This window comes from Streptomyces albiflavescens (genome assembly GCF_014645835.1).
GTDB classification, from domain to species: Bacteria; Actinomycetota; Actinomycetes; order Streptomycetales; family Streptomycetaceae; genus Streptomyces; species Streptomyces albiflavescens.
Map to the genome: position 1 here is coordinate 123,150 of NZ_BMMM01000003.1, position 19,011 is coordinate 142,160.

The 19,011-nt window shown below is 70.6% G+C and carries 16 protein-coding genes and 1 pseudogene; 10 read left to right on the top strand and 7 right to left on the bottom strand.

Translation table 11 applies throughout. From position 1 onward, the window contains the following. Nucleotides 1-55 precede the first annotated feature (55 nt). On the top strand, nt 56-1,645 hold the full coding sequence (locus IEY95_RS09955) for an ABC-F family ATP-binding cassette domain-containing protein (RefSeq protein ID WP_189185567.1): 1,590 nt from the start codon (nt 56-58) through the stop codon (nt 1,643-1,645). Nucleotides 1,646-1,691: 46 nt separating this feature from the next. Here IEY95_RS09955 and IEY95_RS09960 read toward each other — a convergent pair whose 3' ends face one another. Further along, a complete protein-coding gene (locus IEY95_RS09960) occupies nt 1,692-3,125 on the bottom strand; it encodes a dihydrolipoyl dehydrogenase family protein (protein ID WP_189185568.1) in 1,434 nt (477 codons plus the stop codon). 111 nt (nt 3,126-3,236) lie between these two features. Here IEY95_RS09960 and trxA point away from each other — a divergent pair. Next, nucleotides 3,237-3,626, top strand: a pseudogene (trxA, locus tag IEY95_RS09965) (thioredoxin); the annotation flags it as partial. A gap of 15 nt (nt 3,627-3,641) precedes the next feature. Here the strand turns inward: trxA and IEY95_RS09970 are convergent. From IEY95_RS09970 to IEY95_RS09980, 3 genes are all read right to left on the bottom strand, one after another. Next, nucleotides 3,642-5,078: an aldehyde dehydrogenase family protein gene (locus IEY95_RS09970; RefSeq protein WP_189185570.1), complete on the bottom strand. Its 1,437-nt coding sequence runs from the start codon at nt 5,076-5,078 to the stop codon at nt 3,642-3,644. Between the two features lie 81 nt (nt 5,079-5,159). Beyond that, nucleotides 5,160-6,338: a 4-hydroxybenzoate 3-monooxygenase gene (locus IEY95_RS09975; RefSeq protein WP_189185571.1), complete on the bottom strand. Its 1,179-nt coding sequence runs from the start codon at nt 6,336-6,338 to the stop codon at nt 5,160-5,162. A 48-nt stretch (nt 6,339-6,386) separates the two neighbouring features. After that, complete coding sequence (locus IEY95_RS09980) at nt 6,387-7,421, bottom strand: LacI family DNA-binding transcriptional regulator (protein WP_229702779.1); 1,035 nt, start codon at nt 7,419-7,421, stop codon at nt 6,387-6,389. A gap of 159 nt (nt 7,422-7,580) precedes the next feature. On the opposite strand from IEY95_RS09980, the gene IEY95_RS09985 reads away from it, so the two are divergent. Beyond that, entirely contained in the window at nt 7,581-9,014 is a 1,434-nt protein-coding gene (locus tag IEY95_RS09985; protein WP_268240446.1) for an amidase, read from the top strand. 49 nt (nt 9,015-9,063) lie between these two features. Here IEY95_RS09985 and IEY95_RS09990 read toward each other — a convergent pair whose 3' ends face one another. After that, a complete protein-coding gene (locus IEY95_RS09990; protein WP_229702781.1) occupies nt 9,064-9,402 on the bottom strand; it encodes an aldo/keto reductase in 339 nt (112 codons plus the stop codon). 221 nt (nt 9,403-9,623) lie between these two features. On the opposite strand from IEY95_RS09990, the gene IEY95_RS09995 reads away from it, so the two are divergent. The 3 genes from IEY95_RS09995 (at nt 9,624) to IEY95_RS10005 (ending at nt 12,039) form a co-directional block, all read left to right on the top strand. Next, nucleotides 9,624-9,842 carry an NfeD C-terminal domain-containing protein gene (locus tag IEY95_RS09995; RefSeq protein WP_505993121.1) on the top strand — a complete coding sequence of 73 codons (219 nt, stop codon included), beginning with the start codon at nt 9,624-9,626 and terminating at the stop codon, nt 9,840-9,842. 146 nt (nt 9,843-9,988) lie between these two features. Continuing rightward, nucleotides 9,989-11,479, top strand: coding sequence for an SPFH domain-containing protein (locus IEY95_RS10000; RefSeq protein ID WP_189185575.1), 1,491 nt, complete (start codon nt 9,989-9,991; stop codon nt 11,477-11,479). 113 nt (nt 11,480-11,592) lie between these two features. Further along, on the top strand, nt 11,593-12,039 hold the full coding sequence (locus tag IEY95_RS10005; RefSeq protein ID WP_189185576.1) for a type II toxin-antitoxin system PemK/MazF family toxin: 447 nt from the start codon (nt 11,593-11,595) through the stop codon (nt 12,037-12,039). A 210-nt stretch (nt 12,040-12,249) separates the two neighbouring features. Here the strand turns inward: IEY95_RS10005 and IEY95_RS10010 are convergent, their stop codons facing one another. Beyond that, the gene (locus IEY95_RS10010; protein ID WP_189185577.1) at nt 12,250-13,626 is read right to left on the bottom strand and encodes a glycoside hydrolase family protein; all 1,377 of its coding nucleotides are present in this window, start codon (nt 13,624-13,626) and stop codon (nt 12,250-12,252) included. Between the two features lie 181 nt (nt 13,627-13,807). On the opposite strand from IEY95_RS10010, the gene IEY95_RS10015 reads away from it, so the two are divergent. The 4 genes from IEY95_RS10015 to IEY95_RS10030 all read left to right on the top strand — a co-directional run bounded on the left by IEY95_RS10015 (nt 13,808) and on the right by IEY95_RS10030 (nt 18,174). Then, complete coding sequence (locus IEY95_RS10015; RefSeq protein WP_189185578.1) at nt 13,808-14,827, top strand: LacI family DNA-binding transcriptional regulator; 1,020 nt, start codon at nt 13,808-13,810, stop codon at nt 14,825-14,827. A gap of 83 nt (nt 14,828-14,910) precedes the next feature. Continuing rightward, complete coding sequence (locus IEY95_RS10020) at nt 14,911-16,254, top strand: ABC transporter substrate-binding protein (protein WP_189185579.1); 1,344 nt, start codon at nt 14,911-14,913, stop codon at nt 16,252-16,254. 64 nt (nt 16,255-16,318) lie between these two features. After that, nucleotides 16,319-17,317, top strand: a complete 999-nt coding sequence (locus IEY95_RS10025) for a carbohydrate ABC transporter permease (protein WP_189185580.1) — start codon at nt 16,319-16,321, stop codon at nt 17,315-17,317. Nucleotides 17,318-17,319: 2 nt separating this feature from the next. After that, nucleotides 17,320-18,174 (top strand): carbohydrate ABC transporter permease, encoded by an 855-nt coding sequence (locus tag IEY95_RS10030; protein ID WP_189185581.1) that lies wholly within the window; start codon nt 17,320-17,322, stop codon nt 18,172-18,174. Between the two features lie 179 nt (nt 18,175-18,353). On the opposite strand, the gene IEY95_RS10035 is transcribed toward IEY95_RS10030, so the two are convergent. Further along, on the bottom strand, nt 18,354-19,010 hold the full coding sequence (locus tag IEY95_RS10035; protein WP_189185582.1) for a maleylpyruvate isomerase N-terminal domain-containing protein: 657 nt from the start codon (nt 19,008-19,010) through the stop codon (nt 18,354-18,356). Between the last annotated feature and the right edge of the window lies 1 nt (nt 19,011).

Genomic DNA, 19,011 nt, shown 5'->3' on the forward strand with positions numbered 1-19,011 from the left:
GCTTCCACGCCATCCGTGTGTCCTTTTGCTGATTGATTCCCCGGAGCGTATTTCCATGATCACCGTTCGCGGTGTCGACGTGCGCGTGGGCGCCCGTCTGCTGCTGTCCGACATCTCCTTCCACGTCTCCCCCGGCGACCGCATCGGCCTGGTCGGCCGCAACGGCGCGGGCAAGACCACCCTCCTGAACACTCTTGCAGGGCAGTCGCGGCCCGCCGCCGGTTCCATCTCCCGTACAGGAGCGCTCGGTTACCTGCCCCAGGACCCCCGCGCCGCCGACCCGACGGTCACGGTCAGCGACCGGATCCTGTCGGCGCGTGGCCTGGACGAGGCCGTACGCGCGCTGCGTGCCACCGAGGCCGCCATGGCCGACGGATCCGAGCGGGCGATGAACGCCTATGTGCGCGCCGAGGCCGAGTTCCAGGCCCGTGGCGGGTACGCGGCCGAGGCCGAGGCGGCCCGGGTCGCCGCGGGCCTGGGGCTGCCCACGCGAGTCATGGACCAGCCGGTCGGCGCCCTGTCCGGCGGTCAGCGCCGCCGTGTCGAGCTGGCCCGCATCCTGTTCGCGGACCACGGCACCCTGCTGCTGGACGAGCCGACGAACCATCTCGACGCCGACTCGATCGCCTGGCTGCGCGGCTTCTTGACGAACCATCAGGAGGGTCTCGTGCTCATCAGTCACGACACCTCGCTGCTGGCCGATGTGGTCAACCGTGTCTTCCACCTGGACCCGCACCGCGCCACGCTCGACGTCCACAACACGGATTGGCACGCCTACCTCGCTCAGCGGGACGCCGACGAGCGCCGCCGCTCCCGGGAGCGGGCCAATGCCGAGCGCAAGGCGGCGGCGCTGCACGCCCAGGCGGACAAGATGCGCGCGTATGTGTCGACGGCCGTGGCGGCCAAGAACATGGCGCGCCGTGCCGATCGCATGCTCGCCGAGCTCGAGCCGGTCCGGCAGACGGAGAAGGTGGCCAGGATCCGGCTGCCCGAGCCCGCCCCCTGCGGACGGATGCCGCTCGGTGCGGTCGGCCTGACCAAGTCGTACGGGGATCTCCGCGTCCTGAGCGGAGTCGATCTCGCCGTCGACCGGGGCAGCCGGCTGGTGATCCTCGGCCTCAACGGCTCGGGCAAGACCACGCTGCTGCGGCTCCTGGCCGGACACGACACCACCCCGGACAGCGGGCGTGTGGTGCACGGTCATGGGCTGCGCCTCGGCTACTTCGCGCAGGAGCACGACACGCTGGACCCCGCCGACACGGTCCGCGGCCATCTGTCCGCCACGGCGCCGCATCTCACCGACGGCGAGGTGCGGCGGGTGCTCGGCTCGTTCCTGTTCACGGGCGACGACGCCGACAAGCGCGTCGGCGTCCTGTCCGGAGGTGAGAAAACTCGCCTCGCACTGGCGGGCCTGGTGCACTCGGGCGCGAACGTGCTGCTCCTGGACGAGCCCACCAACAACCTCGACCCGGTCTCCCGGGCCGAGGTGCTGGCCGCGGTGGGCGTCTATCCGGGCGCGATCGTCATGGTCACCCACGACGAAGGCGCCATCGAGGCCCTGCGTCCGGACCGGGTGCTGCTCCTGCCGGACGCCGACGAGGATCTGTGGAGCGAGGAGTATCTGCAGCTGGTGTCACTGGCCTGACGCCGAGGGTGCCGCCGGGACCGGCGGCACCCTGTCCCGGCCCGGTCTATGCGTCCCGGTACGCCTCCAGCAGCCGCAGCCACACCTCGCTCACCGTCGGATAGGACGGGACGGCGTGCCACAGGCGGTTGACCGGCACCTCGCCCGCGACCGCGACGGACGCCGAGTGGATCAGCTCGCCCACGCCGGGGCCGACGAGGGTGAGGCCGAGAATGATCTCGCGGTCGCTGTCGACGACCATGCGGGCCTTGCCGCGGTACCCGTGCGCGTACAGGCCCGCGCCCGCCACCGAGGACATGTCCACGTCCACGGCCCGGACGCGGTGGCCGGCCTGTTCCGCCTCGGCGAGCGAGAGGCCCACGGCCGCGGCCTCCGGGTCGGTGAAGACGACCTGCGGGACGGCCGCGTGGTCGGCGGTCGCGGCGTGCGCGCCCCAGCGATCGGTCTCCAGGAGGGGTACTCCCGCGGCGCGGGCGGCGATGGCGGCGCCCGCGATCCGGGCCTGGTACTTGCCCTGGTGGGTGAGGAGCGCGCGGTGGTTCACGTCGCCGACCGCGTACAGCCACTCGCTGCCGACGACCCTGAGGCTGTCGTCGACGTCGAGCCACGACCCCGGCTCCAGGCCGATCGTGTCGAGACCGATGTCGTCGGTGTGCGGCACTCGGCCAGTGGCGAAAAGGATCTCGTCGGCCTCGATACGGTCGCCGGTGTTCGTCAGGACCACCACGGTCGAGCCCTCGCGGGTCACCGAGGCCACCGAGGTACCGGTGCGCACCTCCGCGCCCGCCTCCTTCAGGGCTTCGGCGACCAGTTCCCCGGCGAAGGGTTCCATGCGCGGCAGCAGCCCCTTGCCGCGGACGAGGACGGTGACCTGGGAGCCGAAGGCCTGCCAGGCCGTGGCCATCTCGGTGGCGACCACACCACCGCCCACCACGATCAACCGGCCGGGCGCGGCATGCGCGCTCGTGGCCTCGCGGCTGGTCCAGGGCTTGATCTGAGCGAGCCCGGGCAGATCGGGGAGCTGGGCGCGGGTGCCGGTGCACACGGCGACGGCGTGCCGGGCGGTCAGCCGGTGCTGTTCGCCGTCCGCTCCTTCGACGCTCACCGCGCGGGGTCCGGCCAGCCGTCCGTGTCCGCGGTACAGGACGGCTCCGATGCCGTTCAGCCAGTCGACCTGGCCGTCGTCCTTCCACTGGGAGGTGTAGTAGTCGCGGTGGGCGAGGACCGCGGGGACGTCGAGGGGGCCCTGCACGGCTTGGCTGAGGCCGGGCACGCGGCGGGCGTCGGCGCGGGCGATGACCGGGCGCAGCAGGGCTTTGCTGGGCATACAGGCCCAGTACGAGCACTCGCCGCCGACCAACTCGCTCTCCACGACCGCGGTGGAGAGGCCGGCCGCGCGGGCGCGGTCGGCCACGTTCTCCCCCACGGGCCCGGCACCGAGCACCACGACGTCGTACGCGATGGATTCCGTTTCCGTCATGGGGTCAGTCTGGTTGCTGGTGTGCGCCGTGGCCACACGGGTACGTGCGCGGAATACGCCCCCGGTGGGTGACGTTGTGCAAACCGGCATGACCCGGACGCGAGGAAGAGGGAACAACACATGAGCAGCACCGTGGAGCTCACCAAGGAGAACTTCGACCAGACGGTCACGGACAACGAGTTTGTCCTGATCGACTTCTGGGCGTCCTGGTGCGGGCCGTGCCGACAGTTCGCCCCCGTCTACGAGAAGGCGGCGGAGGCCAACCCCGACCTGGTGTTCGCCAAGGTCGACACGGAGGCTCAGCCGGAACTGGCCGCGGCCTTCGACATCCAGTCGATCCCGACGCTGATGATCGTCCGCGACCAGGTCGCCATCTTCGCCCAGCCCGGAGCGCTGCCCGAGGCCGCCCTGGAGGACGTCATCGGACAGGCCCGGAAGCTGGACATGGACGAGGTCCGCAAGTCCATCGCGGAGCAGCAGGCTCAGCCGACGGGCGAGTAGGACCCGCTACGCGGATCAGAACGGGTACGCCGCCACATCCCCGCGCACCGTCGTCCAGCGCACGTCGGTGAAGGCCTCCAGGTTGGCCTCACCGCCGAAGCGGGCGCCGGTGCCGGAGGCGGCGATCCCGCCGAAGGGCGCGACGGCCTCGTCGTTGACGGTCTGGTCGTTGATGTGCGCGATACCGGTGGGGATGCGCTCGGCGAGGTCGAGGCCGCGGGCGGTGTCCCGGGTCACGATGCCCAGCGAGAGGCCGTACGGACCCGCCGAGGCGAGCGCCGCGGCCTCGTCGAGGGTGCTGAACGAACGGACCGGCGCGACCGGCCCGAAGACCTCCTCCGCGTACGCGGGAGTCGTGTCGTCGACTCCCGCGATGACCGTCGGGCGGTAGAACAGCTTCTCGTGCGTGCCGCCCGCGGCCAGCTTGGCGCCACCTGCCGTGCTGGACTCCACCAGCCCCTGGATCTTGGCGAGTTGGGCGCTGTCGATGATCGGCCCGAGGTGCACCTGCTCGCGATACGGGTCTCCGACGGCGAGTGAGTCGGCCTTGGCGGCGAGCCGCTCGACGTACTCCTCGTAGAGGGAGGCGTGCACCAGGTGGCGCCCCGTCGTCATACAGATCTGCCCCTGGTGGAAGAAGGAGCCCCAGGCCGCCGTGGAGATCACCGCGTCGAGGTCGGCGTCCTCCAGGACGATCAGCGCGGAGTTTCCGCCCAACTCCAGGTGTGCGCGCTTGAGATGACGGCCCGCCGCCTCACCGACCGCACGTCCGGCGGCAGTCGATCCGGTGAAGGAGATCACCGGCACCAGCGGGTCGGCGACCAGTGCCTGGCCGGCCTCGGGGCCGCCGGGCAGGACGTGCAGCAGCCCCTCCGGAAGGCCCGCCTCGGCGAAGACGGCGGCGAGCGCGAGTCCGCCGCACACCGCGGTGCGCGGGTCCGGCTTCAGCACGACGCCGTTGCCGAGCGCCAGGGCCGGGGCCACCGAGCGGATCGAGAGGATCAGCGGGGCGTTGAAGGGGGCGATCACGCCCACCACGCCCACCGGGACGCGCCGCGTGTACGACAGGCGCGGCGCCTCGGACGGCAGGATCTGGCCCGTCGGACGCGAGACGAGCGCGGCCGCCTCGTAGCACTCCTGGGCGGCGACGTGCAGTTCGAAGTCGGCCTTGCCCGGGATGGAGCCGGACTCGCGCACGATCCAGTCGCGCAGTTCGTCGGCGTGCGCGGCGAAGAGGTCCCCCGCCTTGCGCAGCACGGCGGCGCGGACGAAGTGCGGGGCCCCGGCCCACTCCGCCTGGGCGGCGCGGGCGTCCCGCGCGGCCGTCGCGATGTCCTCGGCGGCGGCGAGCGTGACGGCACCGAGCGACTCGCCGGTGGCGGGCTCGGTGACGGCGTACTCACCGCCCGAGAGGGTGGGGGACTGCCAGGTCCTGGGGTCGAGCAGCGGCATGACGGCTCTCCGATCGATCACTGATCACCAGCGGGATTCGGCACAGTCACGAGCCTCGGCGAGCTCACACACTCATCGAGTTCATAACGCGAGCGGAAGTCCCGTGTAGTTCGCGGCGAGTTCGGCTGCCGCGTGACGGGATGCCGTGATCCGACGCAGCCGTGCGAGCTGCATCCGGCGGTCGAAGACATCCCCATTTGGTTGAGTGTGCAACATCCTAGTCATGTCGTACGAGAAACGCGTGGCCTGCCATACCCGCTCCAGGCACAACTCCGAGTAGTGGTCGAGGAGCTGCGTCGATCCCGTGCGGTGGAACTCGGCGAAGCAGCGGGCCAGGACCCGTACGTCGGACACGGCCAGGTTGAGGCCCTTGGCGCCCGTCGGCGGCACTATGTGCGCGGCGTCCCCGGCCAGGAAGAGCCGGCCGTGGCACATCGGTTCGTGGACGCAACTGCGCATCGGGGTCACGGACTTGGAGGTGATCGGGCCGCGCTCCAGCCGCCAGTCGCCGTCGATCGCGAAGCGCGCGGAGAGTTCGTCCCAGATGCGGTCGTCGGGCCAGTCCTTGACGTCGGTGCCGTTGGGGACCTGCAGGTAGAGCCGGGACACCGAGGGCGAGCGCATGCTGTGCAGCGCGAAACCGCCCGGGCCACGGGCGTAGATCAACTCCTCGCAGGAGGGCGGCACATCGGCCAGGATCCCGAGCCAGGAGTAGGGGTAGTCATGCGCGTAGACGCAGCTCACCTCGGCCGGGAAGGCGCCCTGTGCGATGCCGTGGGAGCCGTCGCAGCCCACCACGTAGTCGCAGCTCAGCATCTGCTCGCGGCCCTCGTGCACGAATCGCACGACCGGTGCCTGGCTCTCGGGCTTCTCGACGGCGAGCGCCTCGGCCTCGAACAACAGCGGCGGCCCTTCGGCGAGCTGGAGGGCGATCAGGTCCTTCACGATCTCCGTCTGGGCGTAGATCGTGACGGTGCGGCCGCCGGTGAGCACCGGGAAGTCGATGCGGTGGCGCTCGCGCTCGAAGCGCAGCTCGATGCCGTGGTGGATCAGGCCCTCGGCGTCCAGACGATCCGCGGCGCCGCACTCGCGCAGGGCGTCCACCGTGCCCTGCTCCAGCATTCCGGCGCGCTGGCGCTGCTCGACGTAGGCCCGGGCCCTGCTCTCCAGGACGACGCAGTCGATTCCCGTCCGGTGCAGCAGCCGGGCCAGCAGCAGCCCGGCCGGGCCGCCGCCGATGATGCCGACCGTAGTCCGCATGACGCGCCTCCCGTCTCCGATCCGGCCGGGGACCAGGTACAGCCTCTCTCAGCTCGAGTCGCGATGCACGACCCGCGCGCCCAGCACCTCGTGCGTCTCGGGCGCGGCGCCGGGTTCCCGCACCGCGCGGTCGACCAGTTCGGCGAGGTCGCGTCCGGACGGCAGTTCGATGTGGACGGTGCTCAGGCGGGGCCGCAGCAGCCGGCCGAGCATCAGGTCGTCCGCACCGATGACGGCCGTGTCGTCCGGGATGCCGATGCCCTCGTCCAGCAGGGCGCGCATCAGCAGCATCGCGTACTCGTCGTTGTACGCGAACACGGCGTCGAGGTCGAGGGAGCGCCAGCGGGCCGCGAGACGTGCGGCGGCCTCCTCCTCGTAGGCCAGCGGCAGCACGGTCGCCGACGCGTCCGTGCCGTGCAGGGCGCGGCGTACGCCTTCGAGGCGGGGCTTGGAGAAGATCTCCAGGCCCGTCTCCTCGGGCACCACGACACCGATGCGGCGGCGGCCGCGGGCCACGAGATGGGCGCCCGCGCAGTGGCCGACCCGGTCGTGGTCCATGAGCAGCGCGTGCGCGCCCTCGACACGCTCGGGGCCCAGCGTGACGACGGCCCGGGCACCGGAGCGCTTGAGGACGGCCACGCCCTGCGGGCCGAGCCCGCTGCCGGGGACCAGGACGGCGACCGGACGCAGCTCCGCCCAGACGCTGGCCGCCTCGTCGCCGTGCAGGCCGACGCTGCCGTACTGCACGACGGTGTAGTCGAGGCGGCTGAGGGCCCACTGGAGCTCGTTGAAGAACTGGCTGTAGAGAGGGCCCACGGGCACGGACGGCGCCGGCATCAGGACCATGCGGCTGTGCCCGGCGCGCAGGCTGCGGGCCGCGGCATGGGGGACGTACCCGAGCTCCTTGGCGGCCTCGTGGACGCGGCGGCGGGTGGGTTCGCTGATCCGGACGGCGCTGGTGTTGTTCAGGACGTACGAGACGGTCGCGCGCGAGACGCCCGCGAGGCGCGCCACATCGGCACTGGTCGGCACGGGTCGTTGTGCGGGCGACGTCGGGGCGGACTGCTTCGGTATCTGCACCATGACGTGTCGCATCCTTGCAGAAGCACGGCGCGCCGCTTTGTGCCGGGGGGCTTCGGGACTCCGGAACGGCGGAACTCCCGCTTCCACAAAGGAACTTCCGCTTCCCGTATCCGAGGCGCCATCTGCAGGTTACCGTTCGGTAGACGACATGCTTCGGAGGTGTCCCGGATGGCTCACGACCGTGCCACAGGTCTGACCGAATGTGCCCGCTCCCTCGCCGACGGTGAGGTGACCTCGCGCGAGGTGGTCGAGCGGGCACTGGCCCGGATCGAGGCGACCCAGCCGAGCCTGAACGCCTTCCGGCTGGTGCGCGCCGAGGCCGCGCTCGCCGAGGCCGACGCGGCCGACAAGGAGCTGGCGGCGGGGGTGCGGCGGCCGCTGCTCGGCGTGCCGGTGGCGGTGAAGGACGACATGGACGTGGCGGGCGAGCCGACCGCGTTCGGCTGCCCGGGCGACTTCCCGCCCCAGTCCGAGGACGGTGAGGCCGTACGCCGACTGAGGGCCGCCGGAGCCATCGTGGTGGGCAAGACCAACACCTGCGAACTCGGCCAGTGGCCCTTCACCGAGGGGCCCGCCTTCGGCGCCACCCGCAATCCCTGGCACCACGGCCACACCCCGGGCGGCTCGTCCGGGGGCTCCGCCGCGGCGGTCGCGGCAGGGCTCGTCCCGGCGGCGCTGGGCTCGGACGGCGCGGGCTCGGTGCGCATTCCGGCCTCCTGGACTCATTTGATCGGGATCAAACCCCAGCGCGGCCGGATCTCGACCTGGCCGCGCCCGGAGTCCTTCCAGGGCATCACCGTCAATGGAACGCTCGCCCGCACGGTCGCCGACGCGGCCCTGCTGCTGGACACGGCGAGCGGCAACCACGACGGCGATCTGCACCGCCCGGCCGCGCTGCGCGTGTCCGACGCGGTGGGCCGCGACCCGGGCCGGCTGCGGATCGCGCTGTCGCTGAAACCGCCGTTCACCGCGCTGCCCGCCCGGCTCGACCCACTCGTACGGGCGAAGGTGCTCTCGCTCGCGGAGCGGCTCGCGGCGCTCGGGCACGAGGTGGAGGAGGCCGAACCGCGGTACGGGCAGATCGGGCTCACCTTCATCCCGCGCGCGACCGTCGGCCTCGCCGAGCGGGTGCGCGACGTGCCGTTCCCGGATCTCCTCGACCGGCGCACCCGCGACGCCGCCCGCCTCGGCCGGCTGCTCGGCGGTGCGCCCCTGCGGGCGGCCCGCCGGGCCGAGGCCACGCTGCACCGCCGGATCGGCGCGCTCTTCGACACGTACGACGTGCTGCTGGCGCCGACGACCGCCGCTCCCCCGCCGCGGATCGGCTCGATGGTGAACCTTGGCGGCCTCGGCACCGACCGGGCCATGATCGCCGCCTGCCCGTACGCCTGGCCGTGGAACATCCTGGGGTGGCCCGGTGTGAACGTCCCTGCGGGCTTCGTCGGCGACGGCCTGCCTGTCGGTGCCCAGTTGCTCGGGCCGGCCGACAGCGAGCCGCTTCTGGTGTCGCTGGCCGCCCAGTTGGAGGCGGACCGGCGCTGGCACGAACTGTGGCCGCCGCACGAGGAGTCGGCGAACTCTCCTGCGGCATGAGCGAGTTCCAGCCCTGCGGCGGGTGACAGCGTGAGTCCTGTCCGCGCCCTCAGTAGCGGACGGCGCTCTGCAGCAGGGGTGGATACACGGTCGACCTCTCGCCGTCGACGGTGGTGCCCGCGAACTGCAGCATCGCCCGCAGTTCGCCATGCATCGGTGCCGGGTAGTTCAAGGTCGGGGCCGAGACCTCGTCCAGCGTGTGGAGGTGCTCGAGCGTCAGAGTCACCTCCAGGCCGGCGACGTTGTCGACAAGGTGTTCCACTCGCCGGGCGCCGACGATGGGCACGACGGTGCCTTCGCGGGCGCGCAGCCAAGCCAGCGACACCGCCGCGGACGTGGTGCCGAGCTCGTCGGCGATGGCGGCGACCGTGTCGCCGGCGTCGGACATCTCGTCGGCTACGACAGCCCCTCACAGTTCAACCGCGAGTACCGCCGTCTGTTCGGCGCCCCACCCGGCCACGACGCCGCGCGCCTGCGCGCGGACAGCCACCCGCACGACATCCGACACCTGCCCTGATGAGGACCGGAGTCGACGGTCGACGGGCTGACGCACCGTCAATCCCGACGCGGGCACAGACTCACTCCGCTGCCGGTCGATAGTCTGTGACCATGGACGATGCGTCGATGGTCGGGTTGATGGGGCGGGTGACCGGCACGGTCGGACCCGGGCTCGTCGGCGAGGTGATCGTCCGGGTGCGCGGCGGCGCCGAGCACTTCCTCGCGTATCCCGCGTCGCCGAAGGAGCGCATCGAGCGGGGGACGGTCGTGATGGTGGTGGAGTATCTGCCCCCGAGGACCGTCTACGTCTCTGCGGCGTACGACAGTTGACAGCTCGTCTGTGCGGGTCCCGCCCCAGGTGAGAGCCGTCTGCGTCAAGATTGCAACAAGGATTCGTCAGCGTCTGGATCCCGGCCTTGCGCAGGAGCACACTCCCGTTCGTTCGGTGCCGATAGGGCACCATGCAAAGGGGGCGTATGCCGATGGTTGTCGGCGTCGTGGCGGGGGCGGTTGTCCTCGCAGTGATCTTCATCGTTGTGGTCTTCAAGCTCATGTGGCGCGTCGCGGAGCCCAACGAAGCACTCATCATCTCCGGTTCGAAGCATCGGACCGAAGGCCTTGAAGAAGGCATGGGATTCCGCATCGTGACGGGGCGCGGCACGCTGGTGCTGCCGGGCGTCCAGGCGGTGCGCAAGATCTCGCTCGACCTCAACGAGACCGAGCTGCACGTGGACTGCGTGACCACCCAGGGCATTCCGCTGAAGGTGCGGGGCGTGGTCATCTTCAAGGTCGGCGACGACTTCGTGTCGATCGCCAACGCGGGCCGCCGCTTCCTCGACCAGCAGAAGATGATGTCGGAGCGGGTGCACAACGTGTTCGCCGGTCATCTGCGGTCCATCGTCGGCGGGTTGACCGTCGAGGACATGATCCGCGACCGGGAGAAGCTGACCGGCCAGACCCGGGCCGCGTGCGGTACGGAGATGGAGAAGCTCGGTCTGATCGTCGACTCGCTGCAGATCCACGAGATCGAGGACCCGACCGGGTACATCAAGAACCTCGCCATGCCGCACGCCGCCGCCGTCCAGCGGGACGCGCGCATCGCACAGGCCGAGGCGAATCGTCTCGCCACCGAGGCCGAGCAGCAGGCCGCGGCACGGATGTCGGAGGCGACCCGGGACAGCGAGATCCTGCAGGCCGGTTACCAGGCCGAGCGGGACAAGGCGGCCGCCAAGGCCCAGCAGGCCGGACCGCTCGCCTTCGCGGCCGCCCAGCAGGACGTCGTGGTCCAGGAGACGCGCGTCGCCGAACTCGAGGCGCACCGCCGCGAGCAGCAGCTCCAGGCAGACGTGCGCAAACCCGCGGACGCCAAGGCGTACGAGATCCGCGCCCGTGCCGAGGCCGAGCGCGACGCGCGTATCTCTGCCGCGCAGGCCAACGCCAGGGAGACCGAACTCGCGGCCGCGGCCGAGGCGACCCGGGTCACGACAGCCGCCAACGCCGAGGCGGAGGCGACCAAGGCCCGGGGTGCGGCCGCCGCGACGGCGACCAAGGCGACGGGTGAGGCCGAGGCCGCCGCGGCCCAGGCCAAGGGTCTCGCGGCAGCGGAGGCGACCCGGGCGCAGGGTCTCGCGGAGGCGGAGGCCATCAAGGCGCGGGCCGCTGCCCTCGCCGAGAACCAGGAGGCCGTCGTCGCCCAGCAACTCGCCGAGAACTGGCCGGAGATCGTCCAGGCGGGCGCGAGCGCGTTCGGCAACGTCGAGCACATGGTGCTGCTCAACGGCGCCGACGGCATGTCGGACATGTTCGCCAAGGCGCTCACCATGGGCGGCACGGGCCTGGGCCTGGCACGCCAGTTGCTCGCGTCGATGAACCAGAACGGGGCGGCGGGCAGCGGCGCGGTGGCCGGGCTCAACGGGTTCGTACCGCCGCGTGCGGAGAAGGTGCCGGTGGAGGAGGACCAGGGATGAATGGCTGAGGCGTGAGGCTTCGGGCGTACGGGAGTTGATCTCCGTACGCCCGACGTCACGTCTCTACGGCCCTGCTCGGCGAGCCGTGGGGCGCAGGCTCTAACGTGGCCCCCGTGACTGCCTTTACCGACGAAGACGTGCCCGGCCGCTACGGGCCCACCGCGACCACCGAGGCCGAGCCCCGCGAGGTGGGCCGGGTTCGGACGGAGTACTCCCCCGCGCATGACGGCGACCCCGACCCCGGTGAGATCGTCTGGACGTGGGTGCCCTTCGAAGAGAATGACGGGCGGGGCAAGGACCGTCCGGTGCTCGTCGTCGCCCGAGAGGCCGCCGGTACCTTCCTCGCGGTGCAGCTCTCCAGCAAGCGGCACGACGGCGACCGGGAGTGGGTGCCGATCGGTTCTGGTCCGTGGGACCGGTCCGGGCGGGACTCGTGGGTGGATGTGGATCGCGTGCTGCGGCTGCATGAGGAGGGGATGCGGCGGGAGGCGTGTGCGCTGGATCGGATGCGGTTCAATTCGGTCGTGCACCGGTTGCGGGAGCGGTACGGGTGGCGGTGAACTCCGCGTTTCCGGGGCCGTGAAGACACCGCGGTTCCGTTGCGGCTGGTCGCGCCCACGTGGCCGAGCCGCATATGTCACAGCCCCGCGACCCGGTGGCTGATCGGCAGTTGGTCGGGGCCGCGTGTCCGTGACATCTACGACTGGAGGAGTACGCGGGCTCTGAGCAGGGTGAACGAGGCGCGGCCGCACATCTGACGCTTGATCGTTTCAGTTCTGTTGACGTGGCCTTCGACGATGCCGGAGCTGGGGTCCGGGCCAGACGGCCGAGGCGTCGTCACGGTGGGGGTCGGGCAGCCGGATCGGGCGTACCGGGATCGTACGGCTGTGTTCTTCGGTGACGGCTGTCCACGGGGCGGGATGCCCGGAGTAGCACAGGGTCGTGAGGGCGAAGACGTTGTCGGCGTAGACCTCGACGTATTCGCCGACGGTGAGGATACGCAGGGTGGCGGCGGGCTCGGCCAGGACGGTCTCGCCGATGCGGGTGCCACCGGGGCCGGTGATCCAGAGGTTCTTGCCGTCGCAGGCCACGGCAAGGACGGATCGGCCGCTGCCGAGGGTGTCGGTGCGCAGGGTGATGTCGACGGGCCCGGTGATGTCGATGTCGCCGACGGCGTGCAGGGCGGGCTGATCGGTCTCCTCGCCGAGCCAGGCGTCCAAACCGGGCCACCATTCGAGGCGGGGCGCTGAACCCTCCTGTACGACAAGGGACTTGGGCTGGGCGAGCATGCCCCGGCAGCGGTCACCGGTGTCGGTGAGGCCGACCTGGCGGGGGGTGGTGTGCAGGACGACTCGGGAACCGTCGGGCGCGGCCAGGACGCGAGGGGCGTAGGAGCCGGTCGGTCCGAGAGGGCCGCGCCGGGTCCAGGGGCCCCGCAGACTCGGGGCGGTCCACGTCTCGAAGCCACGGGTCGCGCCGATGGAGCCGAGCAGCAGCCAGCTTCCGTCGTCGAGGCGTTCCAGGACCGGGCACTCCAACTCGTCGACGTCGCCGGGTGAGATGAGCGGCGGGTGGACGGTCCAGTGCTCCAGGTCGTCGGAGGTGGCCCAGGCGACGCAGCCGCTGACCTCGACCGGGAGGGAGGCGTCGCTCGCGCAGACGACCATCACCCAGCCGTCCGTCTCGTCGTCGCGTACGACGAAGGGATCGCGCCAGGCCATCTGCTCCCCGGTGCGGTACCAGCGCGGGTCCGCCTCGACCACCGGCGCGGTGCCGTGGCGGCGCCAGCCGGTGCCGTCGGTGCGGTCGGAGTACGCGAGGCCGACGGACTGGAGCGGCCGGCCGCCCGGCGTCAGCCCGCTCACCCCGGTGTAGAACATCGCCATGCCGTCGCCGTGCCGGACGGGGTGCATGGTCCACACCGCCTGCTGGTCGAAGCTGCCGGGCAGGCCGACCCCGAAGGCGGTGCCCTGCGGCTGCCAGCCGACCAGGTCGGTGGAGGTGGCCCGGCCATAGGAGGTCTCCATCCGCAGATGGTCGAACTCGGCCGTCCAGGGCCCCTGCAGGTGCAGCACCACGTAGGTGCCGTCCTCGTCCCGCAGCAGGGCGAAGTCGTTCACGCAGAGGCCGGGCGGGGCGTATCGCATGCACAGTTCCTGTCGGCTCACAGCGCCCAAACGCGTGCGCTGACCATCGATCAAAACGGACTCTCTTTGGAATCGGCCCAAGTAAATATGAACGCAAACGCTTGCGCAACAAGGTGGTCGGGTTTACGGTCACGTCACCCACAGATCACACCGACGTGAAATCAACGGGAGGAACTGAGCCGTGACGGCCAGCATCAACGACGTCGCCCGCGCCGCCGGCGTCTCCGCGTCCACCGTGTCCCGCGCGCTGCGCGGCCGACCGGGCGTCTCCGACGAGGTGCGGGACCAGATCGCGGCAGTCGCCGCCCAGCTCGGCTACACCGCCTCCCGCTCCGCCTCCAGCCTGGCGAGCGGCCGGACCTACACCATCGGCGTCCTGGTCCCGTATGTCGGCCGCTGGTTCTTCGGCACCGTGCTGGACTCCGCCGAGAAGGTGTTCAGCGCCGCCGGATACGACGTGCTGCTGTACAACCTGGGCTCGCCGGAGACACGCAAGCGTTTCTTCACCAAGCTGCCGGTCCGCAAGCGAGTGGACGCGGTGCTGACGCTCCTCATCCCTGACGAAGAGGAGTCGGCCGCACTGCGCTCACTGGGGGTGCCGCTGGCCACCACCGTCGGTGGCATCCGGCCCGGCTTCACCGTCGTCGGCATCGACGACCGGGCCGGCACCGAAAGCGCCGTACGGCATCTGGTCAACCTCGGCCACCGCCGCATCGGAATGATCAGCGGGGCCAGCGGGCCGCTGCACTGGACCACCCCCATCGAGCGCCGCAACGCCTACCTGGATGTCCTGGCCGACGCCGGGATAGAGCACGACCCGGCCCTGGAGGCGGACGGCGACTACACCGTCGAGGGCGGCGAGCGGGCCATGACCGAACTGCTGGCCGCCTCCCGCCCGCCGACCGCCGTGTTCGCGCAGTCCGACGAGATGGCGATGGGTGCCTTGCGTGCCCTGCGCCGCCACCGACTCAAGGCGCCGGACGACGTGTCCGTCGTCGGCTTCGACGACCACGAACTCGCCGACGTGGTCGGACTGACCACCGTCGCCCAGCCGGTCGCCGAGCAGGGCGCCGAGGCCGCCCGGCTGCTGCTGCGCCAGCTCGACGAACCCGACGCCGAACCACCGGGGCATGTGCAGATGCCCATCCGGCTCGTCCTGCGTGAGACCACCGCCCCGCCCCGTCCGCGCGGGCCGCAGTAGACCCACCCCCCTTGAGGCCCACACCCCCACGCCTCGAAACACGCCCGCACCACGAACCCTCGCCACAGCACGGAGGCACACACATGAGCTCGACCAGCAGAAAGTACCGCCGCACAGCCTGTACGGGCCTGGCTCTAGCCCTGCCCCTGGCGGCACTGGCCGCCTGCGGCGGGGGCAGCGGCACCGACGCCTCCGCGGAGGCAGGCAGCGGCAAGGGCACCATCAGCGTCTGGGCCCACCAGGGCCAGAAGAGCGAGGACGCCGCGCTGCAGGCCGCGGTGAAGTCCTTCAACTCCTCGCAGAGCAAGATCGAGGTCGAGCTGAAGCTGCTGCCCGGCAACGACTACACCAAGACGATCACCACCACCGACGCGTCCAAACTGCCGGACGTGCTGGAGTTCGACGGCCCGACCATGGCGAACTTCGTCTACAACAAGAAGCTCGCCCCCATAGACGACTACGTCTCCTCCAAGACGATGGCCAACGCCACCGACGCCGGCAAGACGCAGGGCGAGATCGGCGGCAAGCACTACGGCCTGGGCATGTACGACTCCGGCCTGGGGATCTACGGCAACAAGAAGCTGCTGGACGCGGCCGGGGTGAAGTACCCGACGAGCGTGGACGACGCCTGGACGGCGGACGAGTTCACCGCCGCGCTCAAGGCGCTGAAGGCCAAGGACTCCGACGGCAAGACCCTCGACATCCAGGAGAACAACGGACTCACCACCGAGTGGGGCACCTACGGCTTCGCCCCGATCGTCTCGTCGGCCGGCGGCTCGCTGCTCAAGGACGGCAAGGCGGAAGGCGCCCTCGACTCGCCGAAAGCCGTGTCGGCGCTGAAGACCTTCCAGTCCTGGAAGACGTACGTCGACCCCAACACCGACGGCAACGCCTTCACCAAGGGCCGCGTCGCCCTGAGTTGGGTCGGCCACTGGATGTACCCCACCTACAGCAAGGCCCTCGGTGACGACCTCGTCGTGCTGCCGCTGCCCGACTTCGGTAACGGTCCCAAGACGGGCCAGGGCTCGTGGGCATGGGGCATCGGCGCCGACAGCAAGAACGCCAAGGCCGCCGGCGCGTTCATGGACTACCTGCTCAACGACACCAATGTCTCCGCGATGACGACGGCCAACGGCGCCCCGCCCGCGACCAAGTCGGCGCTCGCCGCGAGCTCTCTGTACAAGCAGGGCGGCCCGCTCCAGCTCTTCGCCGACCAGCTCGCCAAGCCCTGCGGCGACAGCGACATCACCAAGTCCTGTGTCGCCGTCACCCGCCCGGTGACCGCCGGATACCCCACCATCACCACGAAGTTCGGTGAGGCCCTGAACTCGATCTACGGCGGCGCCGACCCGAAGAGCGCCCTGTCCAAGGCCGCTCGCGCCATCGACCAGGACTTCTCCGACAACGCCGGCTACAAGATCCCGTAGGACCATCGGCCGGGGGCGGGCCCGTTTGTGCCGCGCCCGCCCCCGCCGGGAACAGGACCCATCCGTGACATCCGTCGAACCGGCGCACGCCGCGCCCCACGCTCGGGAGAAGTCCCCACCCGTGACCGCCGTCAAGCCCGCGCGTCCGGCGCGCTCCGTGCGCAAGAACCGCGACCGGTTGCACGGACTGCTCATGTCCACGCCCGCCGTCGCAGGACTCATCGCCTTCGTCGGCATCCCGTTCGGCTATGCCGTCGTCCTCTCCTTCTACAACGTCCGCCTCGGCTCCCCGCTCGCACCGTCCTTCTTCGGCCTGGAGCAGTACCGGCGGCTGTTCACCGACCCCGACCTGTCCGGCCCGTTCCTGCGGGCCCTGCTCAACAACCTGACCTTCGCCGTGGTCGTCGTCCCCGTCCAGACGGCTCTGGCACTCGGGCTGGCGATCCTGCTCAACCGCAAGCTGAAGGCGATCGGTCTGTTCAGGTCCCTCTTCTTCATGCCGGTCGTCTTCCCGATGGCGCTGGTCGCCGTGATCTGGCGGCTCATCCTCGCCCGCAGCGACCAGGGCATGCTCAACTCCGCGCTGCACGCGGTGAGTTTCGGCAACTGGGGCGCCTTCGACTGGCTCGGCGACTCCGCCACCGCGATGGCCTCGATCATCGTGCTGTCCATCTGGCAGGGCGTCGGCTTCCAGATGGTCATCCTCCTCGCCGGCCTCCAGCAGATCCCGGGCGAGCTCTACGAAGCCGCCGAACTCGACCGGGCCTCCCGTCGGCAGCAGTTCCGCCATGTCACCCTGCCCGGCATCCGCGGCACTCTCGTCTTCGTCGCCATGCTCACCTCGGTGCTCTCCTTCCGCGTCTTCGACCAGGTCTACGTCCTCATCCGCGGCGGCGGCCTCAACGAGGACGCCACCCGCACCGTGATGTACCAGGCCGTCACCACCGCCTTCGACCAGAACAACGTCGGCCAGGCATCCGCGATCACCGTCGTCTTCTTCCTGATCGTCGTCGCCCTGACCCTCATCCAGCGCCGCGTCGTCCGGCCCGACAACGAGGACTGACCATGAGCACCAACACGGGCCTCACCCGCACACCCCTGCGCCGCTTCCTCGACTACGCCGTCCTCTCCGTCCTGGCGTTCATCTTCGCGCTGCCCGTCCTCTACCTGTTGATCGGCAGCCTCAAGCCGTCCGACGACGTACTCAACGGCCTGTCCGGCTTCCTCCCCACCCACCTGTCCTTCGACAACTACACCGCCGTCCTCGACAGCCTCAACTCCGACAGCACCGGCTACTTCTGGCGCTTCATGGGCATCTCAGTGCTGCTCGCGTTCGTCGTCGTCACCGGCGGCCTGTTCGTCAACTCGATGGCGGCGTACGGGTTGTCACGGCTGAAGTGGCGTGGCCGGAACGCGGTCTTCACCCTCGTCCTGCTGCTGATGCTGGTCCCGTTCGAGTCGGTGGCCGTTCCGCTGTTCTACATGTTCAACGACCAGCGCAACACGCTCTACGTCCTGGCGCTCCCGTTCATCGCCAACGCCTTCTCGGTCTACCAGTTCCACACGTTCTTCCGCTCGATCCCGCCGAGCATCGAGGAAGCCGCCCGCATCGACGGCGCAGGTCCCTGGCGCACCTTCTTCGCGATCGTCGTCCCGATGTCGAAGCCGGCCTTCGCCTCCGTGGCGATCCTGACCTTCCTCACCCAGTGGGGCTCCTTCCTCTGGCCGGTCCTGATGGTCTCCGACCCCTCGGTACGCCCGCTGCCGCTGGAGATGAGCGTCTTCCAGGCCCAGCTGCCCCCGGACTGGGGTCAGACCCTCGCCTTCGGCGTCCTGCTCGTCCTGCCCGTACTGATCGTCTTCGCCTTCTTCCAACGCTGGTTCGTCCAAGGTGTCGCCAGCTCCGCCGTCAAGGGCTGAGGATCCGTTCCGGCGGAAAGGCAGTTGCCACCGTGGGCGGCTGCGCTGTAGCCCGACACCTCGCTGAGCTTCGTAGTTCAGAGCGCGGTCGCCGTGTGCCCCGGATCTTGGCCTCTTACCGTCTCCTTCTCCGCCCCCCATGCTGTCCCGTTCGGCCGGACGATCATCCGCCGGACCGATCAGCCGAGGACGAGCGGGAGTTTCGCGGCCACCTCACCCAGTTCGGCCTTCTCCGCCACGGCCGGGGCACGCCGCCCGGTGCCGATCAGTAGCGCGTCCTTGTCGGAGAACGACGGGGGAAACGCCGCACCGGCGATCTTCTCCAGCAACTCGCGTGACCGGGCGAGCCCCTCGGCCGGCGGTTCCGCCGCGTCCGGGAGGTACGCGATCAGGTCGAGGTGGTGCAGCGTCCATTCCAGGACGTACGCGCAGAGGTAGTCGCCCGCGGTGAGCACCTCGTCGCGGGTGCCGACCCGGACGGCGGGATCCGCGAGTTCGGCGGCGCGGCCGGCGGCCGAACCGACGTCGTCGAGATGGAACTTGAGCAGCCATGGCTCTTCGTACGCGGCGGCCAGACGGACAGTCAGCGCGTCGAGCGGGTCGTCGCCGGTCGGGGGCGTTTCGGCGACTTCCCAGTAGGTCACCGCGTCCCGGGTCGGTTCCGATTCGGCGGGGGTGACGAGGGTGATGAGGACGTCCTGAGCGTCGATGATCAGGTGGCACACCAGGTCCCGCACGAGCCAGCCGGTGCAGCCGGACGGCCGCGCGAAGTCCTCGTCCGGGAGTTCTGCTACGGCTGCGCGCAACGCTGTCCAAGAACGTGAGAAGAGATCCACG

What these genes read in the sequence shown, in the direction of transcription:
- IEY95_RS09955 (WP_189185567.1), top strand. Translation starts at nt 56, where the DNA reads ATGATCACCGTTCGCGGTGTCGACGTGCGCGTGGGCGCCCGTCTGCTG.
- IEY95_RS09960 (WP_189185568.1), bottom strand. Translation starts at nt 3,125, where the DNA reads ATGACGGAAACGGAATCCATCGCGTACGACGTCGTGGTGCTCGGTGCC.
- IEY95_RS09970 (WP_189185570.1), bottom strand. Translation starts at nt 5,078, where the DNA reads ATGCCGCTGCTCGACCCCAGGACCTGGCAGTCCCCCACCCTCTCGGGC.
- IEY95_RS09975 (WP_189185571.1), bottom strand. Translation starts at nt 6,338, where the DNA reads ATGCGGACTACGGTCGGCATCATCGGCGGCGGCCCGGCCGGGCTGCTG.
- IEY95_RS09980 (WP_229702779.1), bottom strand. Translation starts at nt 7,421, where the DNA reads ATGGTGCAGATACCGAAGCAGTCCGCCCCGACGTCGCCCGCACAACGA.
- IEY95_RS09990 (WP_229702781.1), bottom strand. Translation starts at nt 9,402, where the DNA reads ATGTCCGACGCCGGCGACACGGTCGCCGCCATCGCCGACGAGCTCGGC.
- IEY95_RS09995 (WP_505993121.1), top strand. Translation starts at nt 9,624, where the DNA reads ATGGACGATGCGTCGATGGTCGGGTTGATGGGGCGGGTGACCGGCACG.
- IEY95_RS10000 (WP_189185575.1), top strand. Translation starts at nt 9,989, where the DNA reads ATGCCGATGGTTGTCGGCGTCGTGGCGGGGGCGGTTGTCCTCGCAGTG.
- IEY95_RS10010 (WP_189185577.1), bottom strand. Translation starts at nt 13,626, where the DNA reads ATGCGATACGCCCCGCCCGGCCTCTGCGTGAACGACTTCGCCCTGCTG.
- IEY95_RS10020 (WP_189185579.1), top strand. Translation starts at nt 14,911, where the DNA reads ATGAGCTCGACCAGCAGAAAGTACCGCCGCACAGCCTGTACGGGCCTG.
- IEY95_RS10030 (WP_189185581.1), top strand. Translation starts at nt 17,320, where the DNA reads ATGAGCACCAACACGGGCCTCACCCGCACACCCCTGCGCCGCTTCCTC.